Annotated in this window: 18 protein-coding genes and 2 tRNA genes; 12 read left to right on the top strand and 8 right to left on the bottom strand. The window is 72.3% G+C overall.

The window, feature by feature from the left end; genetic code table 11:
• Nucleotides 1–47 precede the first annotated feature (47 nt).
• The 10 genes from IE096_RS17365 to IE096_RS17320 all read left to right on the top strand — a co-directional run bounded on the left by IE096_RS17365 (nt 48) and on the right by IE096_RS17320 (nt 9402).
• On the top strand, nt 48–1169 hold the full coding sequence (locus IE096_RS17365) for a TIGR03364 family FAD-dependent oxidoreductase (RefSeq protein ID WP_189452619.1): 1122 nt from the start codon (nt 48–50) through the stop codon (nt 1167–1169).
• Nucleotides 1170–1174: 5 nt separating this feature from the next.
• Entirely contained in the window at nt 1175–1909 is a 735-nt protein-coding gene (locus IE096_RS17360) for a phosphonatase-like hydrolase (protein ID WP_189452617.1), read from the top strand.
• Nucleotides 1906–2958, top strand: coding sequence for an ABC transporter ATP-binding protein (locus IE096_RS17355; RefSeq protein WP_189452616.1), 1053 nt, complete (start codon nt 1906–1908; stop codon nt 2956–2958). Before IE096_RS17360 ends, IE096_RS17355 begins: the two co-directional genes overlap by 4 nt.
• Complete coding sequence (locus IE096_RS17350; RefSeq protein ID WP_189452614.1) at nt 2951–3880, top strand: 2-aminoethylphosphonate ABC transporter permease subunit; 930 nt, start codon at nt 2951–2953, stop codon at nt 3878–3880. Before IE096_RS17355 ends, IE096_RS17350 begins: the two co-directional genes overlap by 8 nt.
• Complete coding sequence (locus tag IE096_RS17345) at nt 3867–4673, top strand: ABC transporter permease (RefSeq protein ID WP_189452612.1); 807 nt, start codon at nt 3867–3869, stop codon at nt 4671–4673. Before IE096_RS17350 ends, IE096_RS17345 begins: the two co-directional genes overlap by 14 nt.
• A 28-nt stretch (nt 4674–4701) precedes the next feature.
• Nucleotides 4702–5751: a 2-aminoethylphosphonate ABC transporter substrate-binding protein gene (locus IE096_RS17340; protein ID WP_189452611.1), complete on the top strand. Its 1050-nt coding sequence runs from the start codon at nt 4702–4704 to the stop codon at nt 5749–5751.
• A gap of 123 nt (nt 5752–5874) precedes the next feature.
• A complete protein-coding gene (locus tag IE096_RS17335; protein WP_189452609.1) occupies nt 5875–6654 on the top strand; it encodes an HAD-IIA family hydrolase in 780 nt (259 codons plus the stop codon).
• Between the two features lie 169 nt (nt 6655–6823).
• Entirely contained in the window at nt 6824–7456 is a 633-nt protein-coding gene (locus IE096_RS17330) for a hypothetical protein (RefSeq protein ID WP_189452607.1), read from the top strand.
• Between the two features lie 25 nt (nt 7457–7481).
• A complete protein-coding gene (locus IE096_RS17325) occupies nt 7482–8171 on the top strand; it encodes a class F sortase (protein ID WP_189452604.1) in 690 nt (229 codons plus the stop codon).
• Nucleotides 8172–8346: 175 nt separating this feature from the next.
• On the top strand, nt 8347–9402 hold the full coding sequence (locus IE096_RS17320; RefSeq protein ID WP_189452602.1) for a glycoside hydrolase family 6 protein: 1056 nt from the start codon (nt 8347–8349) through the stop codon (nt 9400–9402).
• 4 nt (nt 9403–9406) lie between these two features.
• Here IE096_RS17320 and glxA read toward each other — a convergent pair whose 3' ends face one another.
• The 3 genes from glxA to IE096_RS17305 form a co-directional block, all read right to left on the bottom strand.
• A complete protein-coding gene (glxA, locus tag IE096_RS17315; protein WP_189452600.1) occupies nt 9407–11434 on the bottom strand; it encodes a radical copper oxidase GlxA in 2028 nt (675 codons plus the stop codon).
• Nucleotides 11431–13278 (bottom strand): glycosyltransferase family 2 protein, encoded by a 1848-nt coding sequence (locus IE096_RS17310; protein WP_189452597.1) that lies wholly within the window; start codon nt 13276–13278, stop codon nt 11431–11433. The genes glxA and IE096_RS17310 overlap by 4 nt, the downstream gene beginning before the upstream one ends.
• Before the next feature lie 344 nt (nt 13279–13622).
• Nucleotides 13623–13696 (bottom strand) — tRNA-Lys (locus tag IE096_RS17305).
• A gap of 172 nt (nt 13697–13868) precedes the next feature.
• On the opposite strand from IE096_RS17305, the gene IE096_RS17300 reads away from it, so the two are divergent.
• Together IE096_RS17300 and IE096_RS17295 are read left to right on the top strand one after the other, a co-directional pair.
• A complete protein-coding gene (locus tag IE096_RS17300) occupies nt 13869–14669 on the top strand; it encodes a C40 family peptidase (RefSeq protein ID WP_189452595.1) in 801 nt (266 codons plus the stop codon).
• A gap of 116 nt (nt 14670–14785) precedes the next feature.
• Nucleotides 14786–15376: a lytic polysaccharide monooxygenase auxiliary activity family 9 protein gene (locus IE096_RS17295; protein WP_189452593.1), complete on the top strand. Its 591-nt coding sequence runs from the start codon at nt 14786–14788 to the stop codon at nt 15374–15376.
• A 51-nt stretch (nt 15377–15427) separates the two neighbouring features.
• On the opposite strand, the gene IE096_RS17290 is transcribed toward IE096_RS17295, so the two are convergent.
• The 5 genes from IE096_RS17290 to IE096_RS17270 all read right to left on the bottom strand — a co-directional run bounded on the left by IE096_RS17290 (nt 15428) and on the right by IE096_RS17270 (nt 18616).
• Entirely contained in the window at nt 15428–16285 is an 858-nt protein-coding gene (locus IE096_RS17290) for a cytochrome c biogenesis CcdA family protein (protein ID WP_189452591.1), read from the bottom strand.
• Nucleotides 16282–17046, bottom strand: coding sequence for a DsbA family protein (locus tag IE096_RS17285; RefSeq protein WP_189452589.1), 765 nt, complete (start codon nt 17044–17046; stop codon nt 16282–16284). Before IE096_RS17285 ends, IE096_RS17290 begins: the two co-directional genes overlap by 4 nt.
• Before the next feature lie 75 nt (nt 17047–17121).
• Entirely contained in the window at nt 17122–17523 is a 402-nt protein-coding gene (locus IE096_RS17280) for a hypothetical protein (protein ID WP_189452587.1), read from the bottom strand.
• A gap of 157 nt (nt 17524–17680) precedes the next feature.
• Nucleotides 17681–17754, bottom strand: a tRNA-Lys gene (locus IE096_RS17275).
• A 73-nt stretch (nt 17755–17827) separates the two neighbouring features.
• Nucleotides 17828–18616 (bottom strand): IclR family transcriptional regulator, encoded by a 789-nt coding sequence (locus tag IE096_RS17270; protein ID WP_189452585.1) that lies wholly within the window; start codon nt 18614–18616, stop codon nt 17828–17830.
• Nucleotides 18617–18624: the final 8 nt, after the last annotated feature.

Here is an 18624-nt window from a genome sequence, read left to right as displayed (position 1 = left end):
GCCGCGCGGCCGCCTCGGCGACACCGCGTCCGACGACCGTTCGAGTCATGCGAGTCATAGTCGTCGGAGCGGGCGTGCTGGGAACCATGCACGCCTGGCAGGCAGTCCAGCGCGGCCACGAGGTCGTGCACGTCGAGCGGGAGGCCGAGGCCCGGGGCGCCTCCGTCCGCAACTTCGGCCTCGTCTGGGTCAGCGGCCGGGCGGCCGGCGAGGAGCTGGCGACCGCCCTGCGCGCCCGGGAGCTGTGGGAGGAGATCGGCGCCGCCGTCCCCGCCCTCGGCTTCCGCGCCAACGGATCCCTGACGGCCGTCACCGACGAGACCGAACTGGCCGTCGCCCGCGCCGCCCTGGCCCGCCCCGACGCCGCCGCCCGCGGCTTCGCACTGCTCACCCCCGACGAGGCCCGCGCCCTCAACCCCGCCCTGCGCGGCGACCTCCTCGGTGCCCTGTGGTGCGAGCGCGACGCGGCCGTCGAACCCCGCACCGCCCAGCGCGCCCTCAAGGACGCCCTCCTCGCCTCCGGCCGCTACACCTTCCTCGGCGGCCGCGAGGTCCGCGAGGTCGTCGGCGAGCGCGCCGTCCGCGACGACCACGGCGAGACCCACACCGGCGACGCGGTCGTCCTGTGCACGGGCGCCTGGCTGGGCGGCCTCGTCCGCGAGCTCGCGCCCGCCCTCCCCGTCCGCCGGGTCCGGCTCCAGATGATGCAGACCGCGCCGCTGGGCGAGAAGCTCACCACCTCCGTCGCCGACGCCGACAGCTTCCGCTACTACCCCGCCTACGCGGGCCCCGGCCTCGACGCCATGGTGGCGGCGAAGCCCCAGCCCCCGGTGGCGGCGGAGCACCGGATGCAGCTGCTCATGGTCCAGCGCGCCGACGGCGGCCTGACCATCGGCGACACCCACGAATACGCCGAGCCCTTCTCCTTCGACGTCGTCGAGGACCCCTACGAGCACCTGACCGCCGTCGCCGAAGGGCTCCTCGGCCGGCCGCTGCCGAAGGTCCGGCACCGCTGGGCCGGGGTGTACGCGCAGTGCGTGGACACCACCCGCGTCGTCCACCGCGAGCGGGTGCGCGACGGGGTCTGGCTGGTCACCGGCCCCGGCGGCCGCGGCATGACCTGCTCCCCGGCGATCGCCGAGACCACCGCCGACGCACTGGAGTGGTGAGAGAGATGCGAGAGACACAAGAGAACGAGAAGATCGGCCTGGTCGTCCTGGACATGGCCGGTACGACCGTCGCCGACGACGGCCTGGTCGAGCGCGCCTTCGACGCCGCCGCCCGCGCCCTGGGCGTCGAGCCCGGCACCCCCGAGCACGCCGCGCAACTGACCTACGTCCGCGCCACCATGGGCGAGTCGAAGATCTCCGTCTTCCGCCACCTCTTCGGCGGCGACGAGGAGAAGGCCCAGCGCGCCAACGCCGCCTTCGAGACCGCCTACGGGCGGCTCGTCGACGCCGGGCACGTGGCGCCGCTCCCCGGCGCCCGGGAGGCCGTCGAGCGACTGCGCGCCCAGGGCCGGACCGTCGTCCTCACCACCGGATTCGCCCGCGTCACCCAGGACGCCGTCCTCGCCGCCCTCGGCTGGACCGGCCTCGCCGACCTCACCCTCTGCCCAGCCGACGCCGGCGGCCGCGGCCGCCCGTACCCCGACATGGTCCTCACGGCCCTGCTGCGCACCCACGCCGCCGACTCCGTCCGGGGCATCGCCGTCGCGGGCGACACCTCGTACGACATGCGCAGCGCCCGCCGCTCCGGCGCCGCCCTCGCGGCCGGCGTCCTCACCGGCGCCCACGACGAGACCGCCCTGCGCGCCGCCGGCGCCACCCACGTCCTGGGGTCGGTCGCCGAACTCCCCGACGCCATCGCCGCGTACGAGCGCGCCGCCGCGGTGGCAGGCGATCGATGAGCGGAATCACGTTTGAGAACGTGACGGTCGCCTACGGACGAACCGTCGTCCTCGACGCGCTCGACCTCACCGTCCGGCCCGGCGAGGTCATGGCACTCCTCGGCCCCTCCGGCTCCGGCAAGACCACCGCGCTGCGGGCGGTCGCCGGGTTCGTCCAGCCGGCCTCCGGACGGGTGCTCATCGGCGACCGGGACGTCACCGCGCTGCCCCCGCACCGGCGCGGCGTCGGCATGGTGGTCCAGCAGTACGCCCTCTTCCCGCACATGCGCGTCGACGCCAACGTCGCCTTCGGGCTCAAGGCCCGCAAGGCGCCCCGCGCCGGGATCGCCGCCCGCGTCGCCGAGGCGCTGGAGATGACCGGCATGACCGCCTACGCCAGGCGCTACCCGCGCGAACTGTCCGGCGGACAGCAGCAGCGCGTCGCCATCGCCCGCGCGCTGGCCGTCCGGCCCGACGTCCTCCTCCTCGACGAACCGCTCTCCGCGCTCGACGCCCGGCTGCGCTCCGGCATGCTCGCCGAACTCGCCCGGCTCCACCGCGAACTGCCCGACGTCTCCATGCTGTACGTCACCCACGACCAGGTCGAGGCGCTCACCCTCGCCGACCGCGTCGCCGTCATGGACAGCGCCCGCCTCCAGGACTGCGGCACCCCGCACGACCTCTACCGCCGCCCGCGCAGCGAGTTCACGGCGTCGTTCGTCGGCGACGCGAACCTGCTGCCCGTCACGGTCACGGAGGGCGGCGCGGATTTCGCGGGCACGCGGCTGGACGTTCCCCCGGCCGGGGACGTCGCCCCCGGTGCCTCGGCCACGCTGTGCGTCCGCCCGCACCTGCTCGCCCTCGGCGCCGGGCCCAACACCCTGCGCGGCACGCTCACCGAGCTCCAGTGGCGCGGCGCCACGCACCGGCTGTGCGTCGACGTGGCCGGGCACCGGGTGAAGGCGGACGTGCGGGAGCTGAGGGAGGCGCCGCCGCTCGGCGCGGAGGTGGCGCTGCACTTCGCGGGGGAGGACGCGGTGTTGCTGCCGACGGGGGTGGCACGTGGCTGAGCGCGGCGGGAGCGAGCCCCGGACCCGCCCCTTCCCGTTTCCCGGGGGGCAGGCCCCCCGGACCCCCCGGGGTCCGAGGGCTCGGGGGGCCGTTCCCGCCTGGGCCCTCGCGCTCCCACCCCTCGCCGTCCTCGGCCTCGTCTTCCTCTACCCCCTCGCCCTCGTCCTCCGGCAGTCCGTCTCCCCGGACGGCGGCGGATTCTCGCTGTCCGCCTACGGCGACGTCCTCGCGCAGGCCGCGTTCCGCGACGCCCTCGTCAACACCGTCCTCATCGCCGTCGGCGCCACCCTCGGCGCCGTCGTCCTCGGCTTCGCGCTCGCGCTCGTCATCGCCTTCGTCCCCTTCCCGGGCGGAAAGGCGCTGAGCCGCTTCGTCGACGTCTTCCTCTCCTTCCCGTCCTTCCTGATCACCCTCGCCCTGCTCTTCGTCTACGGCACCGCCGGCATGGCAAACGGCCTGTGGACCGGGGCGACCGGGGCCGCCCACGGGCCGTTCGACTTCCTCCACACCCCCTGGGGCGTCCTCCTCGCCGAGGTCACCTACTTCACGCCGTTCGTGATGCGCCCGCTCCTCGCCGCCTTCTCCCAGGTGGAGACCGCGCAATTGGAGGCCGCCGCCTCGCTCGGGGCCACCGCGCCCCGGATCGTGCGGCGGGTGATCCTGCCCGAGGCGCTGCCGTCGCTCGCGGCCGGTGGCTCGCTGGTGCTGGTGATGTGCCTCAACGAGTTCGGGATCGTCCTCTTCACCGGAGCCAAGGGCGTGACGACCCTGCCGACGCTCGTCTACGGCAAGGCGATCCTCGACGGCGACTACACGGGCGCCTGCGTCGTCGCGGTCGTGAACATCGCCCTCTCGGTGGCTCTCTACGGGCTCTACCGGTCCATCACCTCCCTCAACGGAGTCCGACGTGCTCGTGCATAGCCGCCCCGCCCGGTGGGCCGTGTGGGCCGCCTTCGCCGCGGTCTTCCTGCCCGTCTTCGCGCTGCCGTTCCTGGTGATCGTCGCGGCCTCCTTCGCCACCGGCTGGAGCGGCGCGCTCCCCTCCGGTGCGACCCTCGCGCACTACCGGGACGCCGCCCGCGGCGACGCGCTCGACGCCCTGGTCACCAGCCTGCTGACCGCCCTCGCGGCGAGCGCGTCGGCCCTCGCCGTCGGCACCTGGTCCGCCCTCGCCGTCCAGGCGCTGCGCACCCGGGCCCGCCGGCTGGGCCGGGCCGTCGACACGCTGTTCATGCTGCCGGTCGCCGTGCCGTCCGTGGTCGTGGGCCTCTCGCTCCTCGTCGCCTTCTCCCGGCCGCCGCTGCTCCTCAACGGCACGCCCACGATCGTCGTCCTCGCCCACGCCGTGCTGGTGACGGCCTTCGCCCACCAGTCCGTGACCGCCGCGCTGAGCCGTCTGGACCCCGTGTACGAGCAGGCCGCGGCCAGTCTCGGGGCGAGCCCGGCGCACGTGCTGCGGCGGGTCAAGCTGCCCCTGCTGCTGCCGTCGCTGTCGGCCGCCGCCGGGCTCTGCTTCGCGCTGTCCATGGGCGAGCTGAGCGCCACGATGATGCTCTACCCGCCGGACTGGCTGCCCCTGCCGGTCACGGTCTTCGCCGCCACCGACCGGGGGTCGCTCTTCTCGGGCGCCGCGCTCGCCGTCGTCCTCATGGGCGCGACGCTGATCGTCCTGACCGCGGTCTCCCGGATCCGTACGAGGGCCTCCTACCGCTAGCCCACCACCGAAGGAGTTCCGGCCCACCATGCCCCGTCCCCTCCGCTTCCTGCCCCTCCTGTGCCTCGGCGGCGCGCTCCTCACCGGCTGCGGCACCTCCGCCGCCGGTGACGCCAAGGAGATCACCGTCTACAGCGCCGACGGCCTCAAGGCCGAGGACGGCTCCGGCTTCTACGACAAGGTTTTCGCGGACTTCCGGAAGGAGACCGGAATCAAGGTCAACTACGTCGAGGGCGGCTCCGGGGAGCTCGTCCAGCGCCTGGACCGGGAGAAGTCCAACACCAAGGCCGACGTGGTCGTCACCCTGCCGCCCTTCATCCAGCAGGCCGACGGAAAGGGCCTGTTGCGGCCCTACACGCCCAAGGGTGCCGAGAACGTCGCGGCCGGCGACAAGGACCCGAACGGCAAATGGACCTCGATCGCCAACAATTACCTCTGCTTCATCTACAACTCGAAGGAACTCAAGGAAACTCCGCCGAAGACCTGGAAGGACCTCCTCGACCCGAGGTTCAAGGGAAAGCTCCAGTACTCCACCCCCGGCGTCGCGGGCGACGGCACCGCCGTCCTGATCAAGGCCATGCACGACCTGGGCGGCAAGGACAAGGCCATGGCCTTCCTCAAGGACCTCCAGGCCAACAACGTCGGCCCCTCGAAGTCGACCGGCCAGCTCGCCCCCAAGGTCGACAAGGGCGAACTCCTGGTGGCCAACGGCGACGTCCAGATGAGTTTCGCGAACATGAAGTCCATGCCGAACCAGGGAATCTTCTTCCCGGCCGGCGACGACGGAAAGCCCACCACCTTCGCCCTGCCCTACGCGGCCGGACTGGTGAAGGACGCCCCGCACGGCGAGAACGCCAGGAAATTCCTGGACTACCTCCTCACCGAACCCGTCCAGAAGGCGGTCTCCGGCGTGGGCGGCGGTTTCTCCTCCCGCACGGATGTGAAGGCCACCGACCTCAGCGCCACCTCCCTCGCGAACCTCATGAAGGGCGTCGAGATATTCCGTCCCGACTGGGCGGATATCGACAGGAACCTGCCCTCCTACGTCGGCGCCTGGAAGGCGGCCACCGGCAGCTGATCAGGGCGACTGATTAGGCTGGAGGTGTCGGGGCGACGCACGAGTGGTGTCGTCCCGGCGTCCCCGGACGCGTCCCGCGACGGGCACGGCACGGCAGGTGCACAGCACGGCAGGAGTCCCGCAGTGGCAGAACGCAAGCCGATCGAGTCCTGGCTCACCGACATGGACGGTGTCCTCATGCACGAGGGCATCCCGGTTCCCGGCGCCGACGCCTTCATCGCCCGGCTACGGGAGTCCGGCAAGCCCTTCCTGGTGCTGACCAACAACTCGATCTACACCGCCCGCGACCTCCACGCCCGGCTGAAGCGGATCGGGCTGGACGTGCCCGTCCCCAACATCTGGACGTCCGCCCTGGCCACCGCCCAGTTCCTGGACGACCAGCGGCCGGGCGGCACCGCCTACGTCATCGGCGAGGCCGGCCTGACCACCGCCCTCCACGACATCGGCTACGTCCTCACCGACGCCGACCCCGACTACGTGGTGCTCGGCGAGACCCGCACCTACAGCTTCGAGGCGCTCACCAAGGCCATCCGCCTGATCAACGACGGCGCCCGGTTCATCGCCACCAACCCCGACGAGACCGGCCCCTCCGCCGAGGGCGCGCTGCCCGCCACCGGCTCCGTCGCCGCGCTCATCACCAAGGCCACCGGCCGCGAGCCCTACTTCGTCGGCAAGCCCAACCCCCTGATGATGCGGGCCGGCCTCAACGCCATCGGCGCCCACTCCGAGACCAGCGCCATGATCGGCGACCGGATGGACACCGACATCCTGGCGGGCCTGGAGGCCGGCATGGAGACCTTCCTGGTGCTCACCGGCCTCACCCGCGCCGAGGAGGTCGACCTCCACCCGTTCCGCCCGTCCAGGGTCGTCGACTCCATCGCGGACCTCGTCGAGCTGATCTGACGCCCGCCCCCGCGCCCGAGCCCCGCGCCCGAGCCCCCGTCCCACCGCCCGGCCGGGCCCGCGCTGACCCGACCGGCTTGGTTGATCGTCAAATGGAGCAATACGGCTACGGAGCGGATGCGTCCACGGACATCGCCGGGTGAACCTCGGGAGTACCAGGAGGTTCACTATGGATGCAGTCCGCTCCGCCCTCTGCGGGGCCCTGACGGCGGCGGCCCTCGTCGCCGGCGCGGGCGCCGCCGACGCCAACGACGGGCCCGTCACCATGTCCGGGACCATGGAGCTCACCCCCGTCACCAGCCGGCCCGGCGCCGAGGTGCAGCTGAGAGTCTCCGGCTGCGCCGGCGACCGCGGGACCGCCACCTCCGAGGCGTTCGTCTCCGACGCCAAGCTCGCCAAGGACTCGGCCGGGCTGTTCGCCGAGGCCACCGTCCGCGAGGCCGTCCGCCCCGGGACCTACCCGGTCCGGGTCAGCTGCGACGGGACGGAACACACGGCCGAGGGCAAGCTGACCGTCGTCACCGACGGCTCCGACGTCCGCCGCGGCGACCACCCCGACGCCGAACACCCGGCCGCCGGCTCCCTCTCCGACCGCGACGACCACGCCCTCACCGGCCGCGACCACCGGCTCGGCCACTCCTCGCCCGTCGCCCCCGTCCCCGCCGGAGGCGGCGGCAGCACCACCCGGGCGACCGCCGTGGAACCGCCCGACACCGCCGGCCTCGTCCTCGCGGGCACCACCGCGGCCATCGCCGGCGCGCTGATCTGGCACCGGCGGCGCACCACCGCGGCCCGGCGCTGACCCGGCCGGAGGACGGACGACCGCCATGGACGAGGACCGCCCCAAAGGCACCGGCCGGCTGCTCACCGGCACGGCCTGGGCCGCCCTGCTGGTGGCGCTGTGGCTGTGGGGACGCGACATCACCGAGGTGCCCATGGCCACCGCCCCCACCACCGGCGACGTGGCCGCCGTCGGCCGGCCCGCCGACCCCGCGCTGCCCCCCGCCCACCGGCCCCTGGCCGGGAGCGCCCCACGCGGCCTGACCATCAAGGCCATGAACGTCCGTGCCCCCGTCGAGGACCACGGCCTGACCCCCGAGGGTGCCGTCGCCCCGCCCCCGTACGCCCGGCCCGGCGCCGTCGCCTGGTACCGGGACGGGCCCCAGCCGGGCAGCCCCGGCGCTGCCGTCCTCGTCGGCCACCTCGACACCGACCACGCGCCCGCCGTCTTCTACGGGCTCGGCGGCATCCGGCGCGGCACCGAGGTCGACGTCACCCGCGCCGACGGCTCCGTCGCCCGGTTCACCGTCGAGGACATCTCCGTCTTCACCAAGGAACGCTTCGACGCCGCGCGCGCCTACGGACCCCGCGTCAAGGACCGCGCCGAACTGCGCCTGATCACCTGCGGCGGCTACTACGACCGTGACCGGCGCTCCTACAGCGCCAATGTCGTCGTCTCCGCCTATCTGACCGGCGCGACCGAGGCCGCCGCCACGGGATCCGGCCGTGCCGTCTGAGCCCCCGGCGGGCGCTCCGGCCCGGCGCCCGGGCGCCCGCCGGCCGGGTCGCCCGACAGGGCGACCCCCCACGTGTCGTGGCATGACTGCCCCCGGGCGTGGGCACGTCTGTGCCAGCATGGGGACGGCACTTCCGTCAATCACCTCCACAGGCAGTACACCCAAGGGGGAGTGGATGTACCGCAGTTACTCCGGCCGCGCGCGCCGGGGCCGCAGGGCATGGGCGCGGACGGGAACGGCGGCGGGGGTGCTCCTGCTCCTGGCGGCCACGGGCTGCGGCTCCTCGGACGAGTCCGGTGTCCCCCGGAAGGACGCCCTCGCCGTCCAGGCCCCCTCCCAGCTCCCCAAGTCCACCTCCCCCTACTGGGTCAACCCCGACGGCACCGCGGCCCGGGAGGCCGTCCGGCTCGGCAAGGCCGGCAAGGCCGAGGACGCCGCGCTGATCGCCAAGATCGCCGGCCAGCCCGTCGCCGAATGGGTGGGCGCCGACGACCCGGACTCCCAGACCCGGGGCTTCACCGAGGCCGCCACGGCCGTCGACCGCGACGCGCTGCTCGTCCTCTACAACATCCCGCACCGCGACTGCGGCCAGTACTCCCAGGGCGGCGCCTCCGACGGCGACGCCTACCGGGCCTGGCTGGACAAGGCCGCCGCGGGCATCGGCGACCGCAGGGCGACCGTCATCCTCGAACCCGACGCCCTGCCGCACATGGAGGACGGCTGCACCCCCCAGCAGTTCCACGAGGAGCGCTACGCGCTGCTCAAGGAGGCCGTCGGCAAGCTGAAGGCCCTCCCGAGGACCAAGGTCTACCTGGACGCGGGCAACCCCAGCTGGGTGACGCCCGCCGGCCGCATGGCCGACCCGCTGCGCCGCGCGGGCATCGACCAGGCCGACGGCTTCGCCCTCAACGTCTCCAACTTCCAGACCACCCAGGACAGCAAGGACTACGGCCACCGGATCTCCGAGCTGCTGGGCGGCAAGCACTTCGTCATCGACACCAGCCGCAACGGCAACGGCCCGCTCTCCGGCGGCGACCACGAGAAGACCTGGTGCAACCCCTCCGGCCGCGCCCTCGGCGCCCCCCCGACCACCCGGACCGGGGACGCGCTCGTGGACGCCTATCTGTGGGTCAAACGGCCGGGGGAGTCGGACGGCGCCTGCAAGGGCGGCCCGGACGCCGGCCAGTGGTGGGAGACCTACGCCCTGGAGCTGGCCCGCAACACCCGCTGAGCACTCATCCCTCCCCTTGCTCCCCGGAGGGCTCCCCCTGCTCCCCGGAGGGCTTCTCCTGCTCCCCGGAAGGCTGTTCCTGCTCCCCGGACGGCTTCTCCGCCACCGGGACCTTGATCCACACCGCCTCGGACGGGGTGCCCTTCTCGTCGACCAGATCCAGCATGTACCAGCCGGGCGGCACCAGGGACGGGTCCCCGGGGATCGTCACGGTCACACCGTCGGCCGATCTGGCCAGGTCCACCGCGATCGAGCGCTGCTCGATGTTGGTGACATGGGTGAAGGACCCCGGCCGGATCAGCCGCGCCCGGGAGATCGCCTTCGGGTCGCTGGTGCGGTACGAGGTCCGCTCGCCCAGCCCGACGGTCCGGGGGCCGGTGTCCTTGAACGCCGGGCGCTCGTCGCGGAAGAGGTACGGCGGGGTGTAGAGGTCGATCTGCTGCTGGAACGTACCGGGCCTGGTGTTGTCCTTGTCGCCGAACAGCGAGTCGGAGCCGAAGGTCATCACCCGGCCGTCGGGCAGCAGCAGCGCACCGGAGTGGTAGTTGCGGCCCACCAGCGGATCGGCGACGCCACGGGTGGAGTTGGCGCCCGGGTCGTAGAGCTCGGCCCGCAGGACGTTGGACTGGCTGCGCCCCCGGTAGTCGCCCGAGCCGTTGGTGGTCAGCACGGTGTCGTCGGGGAGGATGACACTGCTGGGGTAGCGGACCTCGGCGTAGAGGTCGGGGCCGTCGTGGAAACGGGGCTTGTCCTCGCGCAGGTCCACGATGCGCGTCCTGGCCGTGGACTTGCGGTCCTCGCCCACCCCGCCGCCGCCGAGGACCATGAAGCGCTGCTCCTGGGCGGGCGGCAGCAGCACGGACATCGACGTCTCCAGGACGTCCGGGTCGCTGATGCCGGGTACCTCGGTGAAGGAGTTGCTCTCCAGGTCCCACAGGCCCGGGGTGCGGCCCTTGTCGGCCGGTCCGTAACCGGCGTTGGAGCCGGTGTAGAAGATCTTTCCCTTGTCGGCGAGGAAGAGGGCCGGATAGGTGGGGAAGAACCGCTCCTGGGGGAGATACGTCCACTTCTTGGTCTTCGGGTCGTAGATCTCGTTCTTCCCGGGGACGACCTGGCCGATCTCGTCCAGCCCGGAGACCGAGAGCACCCTGCCGTCCTGGAGGGTGGTCAGGGTGGGGTACCAGCGGGCCTCGTGCATCGGGTCGACCGTGATGTAGCGCTCGGCCACGGGGTCGAATTCGAAGGAGTCCTTGATGCCCTGGAAATCCTTCTTGTCGAAGGAGAGTTTGTTGGCGATGCCGTAGTTGTTCTGCGCGTCGACGCCGGTGAGGCCGTCGATGCGGTAGTTGTCGGTGGTTCCCGTCTCGTACGTGGGGCCCTTCTCCAGGGCCTCGACATAGACGCGGGCGGTACTGGCCGTGACCTTGACCTTGTCGCCCTCGCCGGTCTTGGTGGCGCGCGGTACGAGGACGGCGTCCTTGGACTCGAAGGTCTTGTGGTTGGCCTTGCCCGTGAAGCGGGTGCCCGCCGGGAAGGTCATCGGCTTGTCCGGGTTCTCATTGTGGACGATCATCAGGCCGCCGGCCTTGGTGACGTCGCCGTTGAGCTTCTCGTAGCGCTGGGTGCCGCCCGCCACCAGGAGCTTGCCGTCGGGGAGCTGGGTGTGGCCCGCGCAGAACAGGTCCTTGGGCGTGGGGATGTTCTTGAAGGTGTTCTTGCGGGGGTCCCACAGGACCGTGCGGAAGGACTTGGCCTTGAAATTCGCGGCGTTGTTCCCGGAGCCGGCCACGAGGAGCACCTTGCCGGTGTGCAGCAGGGCGGCGTGGATGGTGTTGATGCGGTATTCCGGGGGGACGTCCACGACGTCCCAGTGGCCGTTCCGCGCCTTGTAGGCGGGCTGGTTGATCGTGTACGCGTGATACCGGGCCGCGGTGTAGTCCCAGAGCGCCGGGCCGTTCATTCCCGCCAGGGCGCACACGACCGTCGCGCCCGCCGCCGTTCGCCGGGTGCGGCGGCTCGGTTGGAATCTCATCGCTGACGGGCTCCCTCGGGATGCTTGGCGCGGTACAGCGTCCACGACCACGCGACGATCGGCGCCACGGTGACCGCGAGGGCGAGCGACGCCCAGGTGCGCATGGCCACATGGGTGTGGCCGAGGACGAAGGAGGCCACCAGCGACCCCCCGAAGACGAGTAGGAAGAACAGATGGATGCGGAAGGTGCCGAAGAGGGTGTCGGGGCTGGCCGAATCGCCCTTGGGCGTCACCACGAAGGAGCTCTTGCGGCGCAGCACCGCGTCCGTCAGCGAGCGGGCGTAGATCGGCGCGGAGAGCGCGGACATCACCATGCCCGCGAGGCCGCCCGAGCCCTCGGGCTCATGGGGGGAGACGTTGTGCCGGCGGTTCCAGATGTAGAGGCCGATCTGGAGGGCCGCCGCGTCGCTGTAGAGCATCATCCAGATCTCGGAATTGATCGAGATCCCGGAGGCGCCGAGCCCCAGGAAGAGCGCGCAACTCAGCGCTCCGAGCATCCAGTTGATCGCCGTCATCGGATAATAGATGACCATCAGGGTGTAATTGAGGAACTTCCCCGGCGACAGGGTGAAGGGGCCCTTCCAGTACTGCTTGATGATCGTCTCGTAGGTGCCCCGGGACCAGCGCAGCTGCTGGGTGAAGAAGTCCGTCCAGGCGTTCGGGCCCTCTCCCACGGCGAGGACGTCCGGGGTGTAGACCGAGCGCCATTTCCGGCCCGTTTCCGGATTGCGGTGGCGGTGGAGCTCGAAGCCGGTGGCCATGTCCTCGGTGATCGAGTCGTAGAGGCCGCCGATGCCCTTGAGGGCGCTGATCCGCACGGCGTTGTTGGTGCCCACGAACATGGGTGAGCCATAGCGGTTCCCGGCGCGCTGGATCAGCGCGTGGAAGAGGAACTGCTGGCTCTCCGCCGCCTTGGTGACGGCCGCCTCGTAGTTCCCGTAGACCTGGGGGCCGACGACGAAGGCGATGTCCGGATCGCGGAAGTAGCCCAGCATCCGTTCGAGGAAATTGGGCAGCGGCACGTGGTCGGTGTCGACGGACGCGAAGAAGTCGTAGTCGTCGCCGTGGGCGTCGAGCCAGGCGTTGTAATTGCCGTGCTTGGTGCGCGCGCGGTGGGGACCCTTCGGCTGGTTCCACTTCTCCACGCCCTTGCGGGAGAAGTGCCGGACGCCCAGGCGCTCGCAGACGGCCTTGACCTCGGGATCGTCGCCCTCGTCCAGCAGCCAGACGTGCACGGGGCCCCGGTGGCGGACCGCGACGGCCGCCTCCAGGGTCCTGGTGACCATTTCCAGGGGCTCCTTGCCCGGCACGAAGGAGGTAAGGAAGGCCACCCTGGTGCCGGTCTCGGGGACGACCGGTATCGGGTCGCGGGCGACGAGGGTGGCGTGGGCGTTGGACGTCACGTTCAGCGTGCGGAACAGCTCGATCAGCCCGATCGACACGAGCATGACCGTGTCGAGGGCACGCATCAGCGGGGTGCCGTGCTCCCGCTGGGTCCAGTGGGCGGGCTGCATCAGCCAGATCAGCAGGCCGAGCGAGACCACGGGCGCCGCGCCGAGCAGCAGCGCCGCCTGGACGCGGTGCGGCTCGTCGGCGAGGAGGCTGCGATAGCGCACCCGGTACGGGCCGGGGCCCTCCGGGGGCGGGCTCAGCGGGCCGGCGAGCCGGCTGTAGTGCTCGTAGTCGAAGCGGGGGAGGGGCTCGCGGCGGCGCGGCGACGCGCGTCTGGGCGGGTGGGGCGCCGGTGGCGGTCCGTCCGCGCCGGCCGGGGCCGGAAGGCGCGGGCGCGCCGTCACCGCTGGGTCGTAGGGCTGCTGCCGGGCGTCGGCAGGCGTGGACGTCATGTGTCATTCCCCCCGCACGCATGCTCACTGCGTGTGTGTGCCGTTTCGCGGGCCCCCCGGCCCCCCTGGCCGCGCGCGGGCATGCCCCGTGCCGGCTCCCTGCGGGCGCCACCCAACTACCCGTTGGCGACGTGACATTGGGTGAAGCCGTGCGCTTTAGGATCTCGGACCGCGCATCATGATCGCAAGGGTGAAACAAGGTGTTTACCGGGCAAAGCGGTACGTCGAACGAAGATGCTTACGAATGTTGCGGAAGCGGTCATCAGTGATGCGTGTAGATGTTCGCATCGAACAGAGAACGACTCAGGGCTCCTCACCGATGGTGAGGAGCCCTGAGACTCGCGTGCGCCGCCAGGGACTCGAACCCCGGACCCGCTGATTAAGAGTCAGCTGCTCTAACCAACTGAGCTAGCGGCGCCTGCTGACAGAGAAGACTCTACCCGACGTTCGGGGTGCCCCCGACCATCGAGATCGCTATGCCCGAAAATCAGGCGATATTTATTACGGAGGGTGACTGTCGTGCGACATGCGGTTCTCCTCCGGCGCTGAGAAGCTGTGCCGAGCGGAACCGAGGGAAAGGCGGCGGGGAGATGCCCGAGGAGATACCCGCCGGGCGCGGCCGGCACCGACACTCCCGACATCGACGCCCCGGGCGTCCCCGGCGCACCGGGTGCCGGGCGCTGCTGGCGGCCGCCGGGGCGACGCTGCTGGCCGGTACGGGCACGTTCGCCCTCGCGACCGAGCGGCCCGACCCCACGCCGGACCCCGTGGTGGCGGCCGTGGACGACCCGGACGGCGGCCCGCCCGCGACCAGGCCCGAGGACCTGCCCGCCGAGGTGCCCCCCGAGGCCCTGGCCGACGCCGACGACACGACCGCGGTCGACGGCGACGACATCGCCGATCAGGGTGGCGGGAGCGGTGGCGGCGAGAGCGCCAGGATCCGCGGGCTGGAGCCCGCCATCGCCTTCGCGCTGGCCCATCTGGGCGACCCCTACGGCTACGGCGGTGCCGGGCCCCACCGCTGGGACTGTTCCGGGCTCGTCCAGGAGGCGTACCGGCGGGCGGGGGTCCGGCTGCCCCGGCTGGCGGCCGACCAGTACCGCGCCACCCGGCGCATCCCGCGCTCCGCCCTCAGTCGTGGTGATCTCGTCTTCTGGTCCAGCGACGGCCGGGCCTCCGGGGTGCACCACGTCGCGATCTACCTGGGCGGCGGGCGCTACGTCGAGGCGGCCCGCCCGGGGACCCGGGTGCGGATCTCCAGCCTCGCGTACTTCGACGCGCGCATGTACGGCCGGATCGAGTCACCCGACCGTGACGGGCCTCGCTGGGACGAGGAGTCCGAATCGCCGGTCACCTGTACGGGCGACGAGGAGCGGTGCGACCGACGGTGACGTCAAGACCCCAATTTTGGCCTGGACATGACCGTCGGCCGGTACTAGCGTCACTCTTGGTCTAGACCGCAATCCACTCGGCTCACAGAACCCCCCACGTTCTCGAGGAGTGACGTATGCGCAAAAGGATCAGTGCGGCGATCATCGGCCTGAGCGTCGCCTGTATCTCCCTCGTCTCCACCGGAAGTGCCAACAGTCACGGCTACACCGACGCACCCACCAGCCGTCAGGTGTTCTGCGCCCAGGGTGCGGTGAGCGACTGCGGTGAGATCCAGTGGGAGCCCCAGTCCGTCGAGGGCCCCAAGGGCTTCCCGTCCCACGGGCCGTCCGACGGCACCCTCTGTGCCGGCGGCAACAGCCGCTTCGCGGAGCTCGACGACCCGCGCGGCGGGGAGTGGCCGGCCACCAAGGTCACGGCAGGGCGGGACTACACCTTCCGCTGGAAGCTCACGGCCCGCCACGCCACCACGGACTTCCGCTACTACATCACCAACGACCACTACGACCCGAACCGGCCGCTCAGCAGAGCGGATCTCGAACCCCAGCCGTTCCTGACCGTCCCCTACGGCGGCCGGATCCCCGACGCCACGGTCACCCACCAGGGCACGCTCCCGGCGGGGAAGAGCGGCAAGCAGCTGATCCTCGCCGTCTGGACCGTCGCCGACACGGGCAACGCGTTCTACGCCTGTTCCGACGTGCAGTTCTGACGGTCGCCGTGGGGTGCCCGGCGAACGGGCGCCCCACGGCGGCACCGGGGCCTACGGGCCGTCGGACCCGTCCGGGCCGTCACCGGCCTTGTCGGCCGGGCGCCGCAGCGCGAACCACGCCAGCGCGCCCGCCGCCACCAGGGCGAGCGCTGCCAGCAGCGCGTAGTCCGGCACCGCGCCGCCCACCCGGGAGACCAGCTCCTCCAGCCGGAACTCCTGCTCGGCGTCGACGAGCCCCGGCAGCCCGGTGGTCCCGCCCCAGCCGAGGAAGAGCACCCCGATGGCGATGAAGAACAGTCCGGACACCAGCGAGGTGGTGTGCAGCCGCAGCCGGCCCAGGCGCAGCTCCCGCCCGCGCAGCCAGCGCCGCTGCCCCAGCTTGAAGCGGTCCCAGAGCAGGGCCAGCACGAACAGCGGCAGCGCCATGCCCAGCGCGTAGACGGCGAGCATCGACGCCCCGTGGAGGGGGTCGCCGTCCACGGCCGTCACGGTCAGCACCGCGCCGAGGATCGGCCCGGCGCAGAAGCCGGCCAGCCCGTAGACGCAGCCCAGGAGGAAGGTGGAGGCGGCCGTGCGCGGAGTGATCCGGCCCGCCGCGGCCTGGGCCTTCTTCGAGGCGAAGCCGAGGCCGACGATCTGGGCCGCGCCCAGGGCGATCACCACCCAGCCGCCGACGGTGATCAGCAGCTCGCGGTGGCCGTTGAAGAGCCGGCTGGCGGCGGTGGAGGCGGCCCCGAGGGGGACGAGCGTGGTGGCGAGGCCCAGGTAGAAGACGCCGGTGCGGGCGAGGAGCCTGGTGGGGCTCGCCAGGGAGTAGGCGAAGAACGCGGGCAGCAGCAGCGCGCTGCACGGGCTGACCAGGGCGAGGACGCCGCCGAGGAAGGCGGCGAGGTAGCCGATGTCGGTCACTTGCCCGACTTCCCGGCGGCCTCCTTGACCGCCTTCGCCTGGGCGATGGCGGCCTCGAACTCCTTCATCGGCTGGGCGCCCGCGAGCGGCCGGCCGCCGACGAGGAAGGACGGGGTGCTCTGTACGCCGAGGGAGTAGCCCTCCTCCTGGTCCTTCTTGACCGCGGCCTCGGACTCGGCGCCGGACAGGTCGGCGCGGAATTTGTCGAGGTCCTTCACACCGGCCTTGCCGGCCATGTCGACGAGCTTGTCCTCGGCGAGCGCGTCGCCCTTGCGGAGCTTGGCGAAGACCTCGTCGTGGAACTGCCGGAAACGGCCCTGCCGGCCGGCGGCCCAGGAGGCGCGGGCGGCGCGCTCGGAGTCCTTGCCGAAGATCGGGAAGTTGCGGAACTCGACGCGCAGGACGCCCGCGTCGACGTACTTCCTGACCAGCTCGGGCTGGGTCTCCCGGGTGAAGCGGCCGCAGTAGGAGCACTGGTAGTCGGCGTACTCGACCAGCACGACGGGGGCGTCGGCCTTGCCGAGCGCGAGCGGGTCGCCGTTCTCGCGGCGGCTGGTGGCCTTCTCCAGCTTGTCGTAGGTGGCCTGGTTGGGGTCGAAGGACGGCCCGGCGTCGGCGGCGGGCTTGTCCTTGCCGGAGCCGCCCGTGTTCTTGGCGATGGCGATGCCGGCGGCGACGACCGCCACGACGAGGGCGAGGACCGCGCCGATGGCCGCCAGACGGCGGGAGGGCGAGGAGAGGCGTGCGGGACGTGCGGACATGAGGAGGGGACTCCCTGGGTCGTACGGAATCTGGGTGTGCCGGAGCACGGCCCGGCGCGGGCCGTGGTGGGCGGTCTAGATCCGTAGGACGGGGAGCAGCTCGGCGCGGCCGGCCGCCGCCACGGGCGGGGCCCTGGGGGCGGTGACCTGCGGGGCCCGGGCGCGGGGGAGCGCCGTGCGGGCGGTGCCGGGGGCGCCGAGCGGGTCGGCCTGGGTGTGCGGGACGGCGGTCTCGGCGCCCTTGAGGGGCGTGTCCTGCTGCCGGCAGCTGCCGCCGGTGTCCTTGACGTCGGTGCGCGGCCGCAGCTCGGGCGCCGTGGGGGCGGCCGGGTGCCGGACGGGCGCGGAGACGGCCTGGACGGAGCCGCTGCCCGTCGCGTACGCGGCCGAGCCGGCGCCGCAGACGACCGGGCCGAAGAGGACCGCGAGGAGGAGCAGCAGCGCTGCGGCTGCTTCTCTCCGGCGGTGCTGCGGCACGTGCCCTCTCCTCCCTGTTCCCTGCCCGTCGTCGGCGCGCCCCGGGATCCGGTGCCGGGACGGCCTTCCATGCTACGGGCCGTCCGCCCGCCCGCGACCGCGCGCCCGGGCATACGCCGAAGGCCCTCACCGTGTGGTGAGGGCCTTCGACCGTCTGTGCGCCGCCAGGGACTCGAACCCCGGACCCGCTGATTAAGAGTCAGCTGCTCTAACCAACTGAGCTAGCGGCGCCTGCCGACAGAGAGAACTCTACCCGATGTCCGGAGGTGCTCCGAACCACTGGTCACACCGGCCCCTGCCGCCCCTAGAGGGCCAGGGAGATCAGCATCGGGGCCGCGTGCCGGTTCAGGGTGTCCGCGGCCTCGCGCAGCCGGTGGGCGTGGCTGACCGGGAGCGAGAGCGCCAGCGAGCCCACCGAGCGCCCGGCGGACATCGGCACGGCCGCGCAGACCGTGCCCACGGCGTACTCCTGGAGGTCGAGAACGGGGACGGTCGAGGGCTGGGCGTCCAGCTTGCTGAAGAGGATCCGCTCGTTGGTGATCGTCTTGGAGGTGAGCCGGGCGGTCTGGTGGCGGGCGAGGTGGTCGCGCCGGTCGTCGTGGTCGAGCTGGGTGAGCAGGCACTTCCCGAGCGCCGTCGCGTGGGCGGCGGAGCGGAAGTCGACCCACTCGTGGACCTTCGGGGTGCGCGGCCCGTCCGCGTACTGCGTGATCCGGATCTCGCCGTCGATGTAGGTGCTGAGGTAGACGGCGGCGCCCACCGTGTCGCGCAGCGTGGACAGCGCGTGCTGGAGCTTGCGCTCCAGGGCGGCCGCGCGGTCGCCGCTCGTGCTCAGCAGGAGCAGCGACGTGCCGGTGACGTAGCCGCCGTCGCCGGTCAGCTCCACGTACTCCTCGCGGTGGAGCATCGCCAGCAGGTGGGCGAGCCGCCCCAGGGGCAGCCCGGTCTCGCGGGCGATCTGGGCCTGGCTGACGCCGCCGGTGTATTTGGCGACCGTCTCCAGTACGCGCAGCGCGCACTGCGCCGAGTGGAGCGGTCGGCTCGGGGCTGAGCGCCACGGTCTCCCCCTTGTGGTTACTTGCGGGTGTACCACCCTCCACG

Source organism: Streptomyces abikoensis (assembly GCF_014648775.1).
GTDB lineage: Bacteria > Actinomycetota > Actinomycetes > Streptomycetales > Streptomycetaceae > Streptomyces > Streptomyces abikoensis.
The sequence above is the reverse complement of the archived record's forward strand: the minus strand, read 5'-3'. Positions and strand labels throughout refer to the sequence as shown.

Coding starts and splice junctions, on each gene's coding strand:
- IE096_RS17365 (WP_189452619.1), top strand. CDS start 48: ATGCGAGTCATAGTCGTCGGAGCGGGCGTGCTGGGAACCATGCACGCC.
- IE096_RS17360 (WP_189452617.1), top strand. CDS start 1,175: ATGCGAGAGACACAAGAGAACGAGAAGATCGGCCTGGTCGTCCTGGAC.
- IE096_RS17355 (WP_189452616.1), top strand. CDS start 1,906: ATGAGCGGAATCACGTTTGAGAACGTGACGGTCGCCTACGGACGAACC.
- IE096_RS17340 (WP_189452611.1), top strand. CDS start 4,702: ATGCCCCGTCCCCTCCGCTTCCTGCCCCTCCTGTGCCTCGGCGGCGCG.
- IE096_RS17330 (WP_189452607.1), top strand. CDS start 6,824: ATGGATGCAGTCCGCTCCGCCCTCTGCGGGGCCCTGACGGCGGCGGCC.
- IE096_RS17325 (WP_189452604.1), top strand. CDS start 7,482: ATGGACGAGGACCGCCCCAAAGGCACCGGCCGGCTGCTCACCGGCACG.
- IE096_RS17320 (WP_189452602.1), top strand. CDS start 8,347: ATGTACCGCAGTTACTCCGGCCGCGCGCGCCGGGGCCGCAGGGCATGG.
- glxA (WP_189452600.1), bottom strand. CDS start 11,434: ATGAGATTCCAACCGAGCCGCCGCACCCGGCGAACGGCGGCGGGCGCG.
- IE096_RS17310 (WP_189452597.1), bottom strand. CDS start 13,278: ATGACGTCCACGCCTGCCGACGCCCGGCAGCAGCCCTACGACCCAGCG.
- IE096_RS17300 (WP_189452595.1), top strand. CDS start 13,869: ATGCCCGAGGAGATACCCGCCGGGCGCGGCCGGCACCGACACTCCCGA.
- IE096_RS17295 (WP_189452593.1), top strand. CDS start 14,786: ATGCGCAAAAGGATCAGTGCGGCGATCATCGGCCTGAGCGTCGCCTGT.
- IE096_RS17285 (WP_189452589.1), bottom strand. CDS start 17,046: ATGTCCGCACGTCCCGCACGCCTCTCCTCGCCCTCCCGCCGTCTGGCG.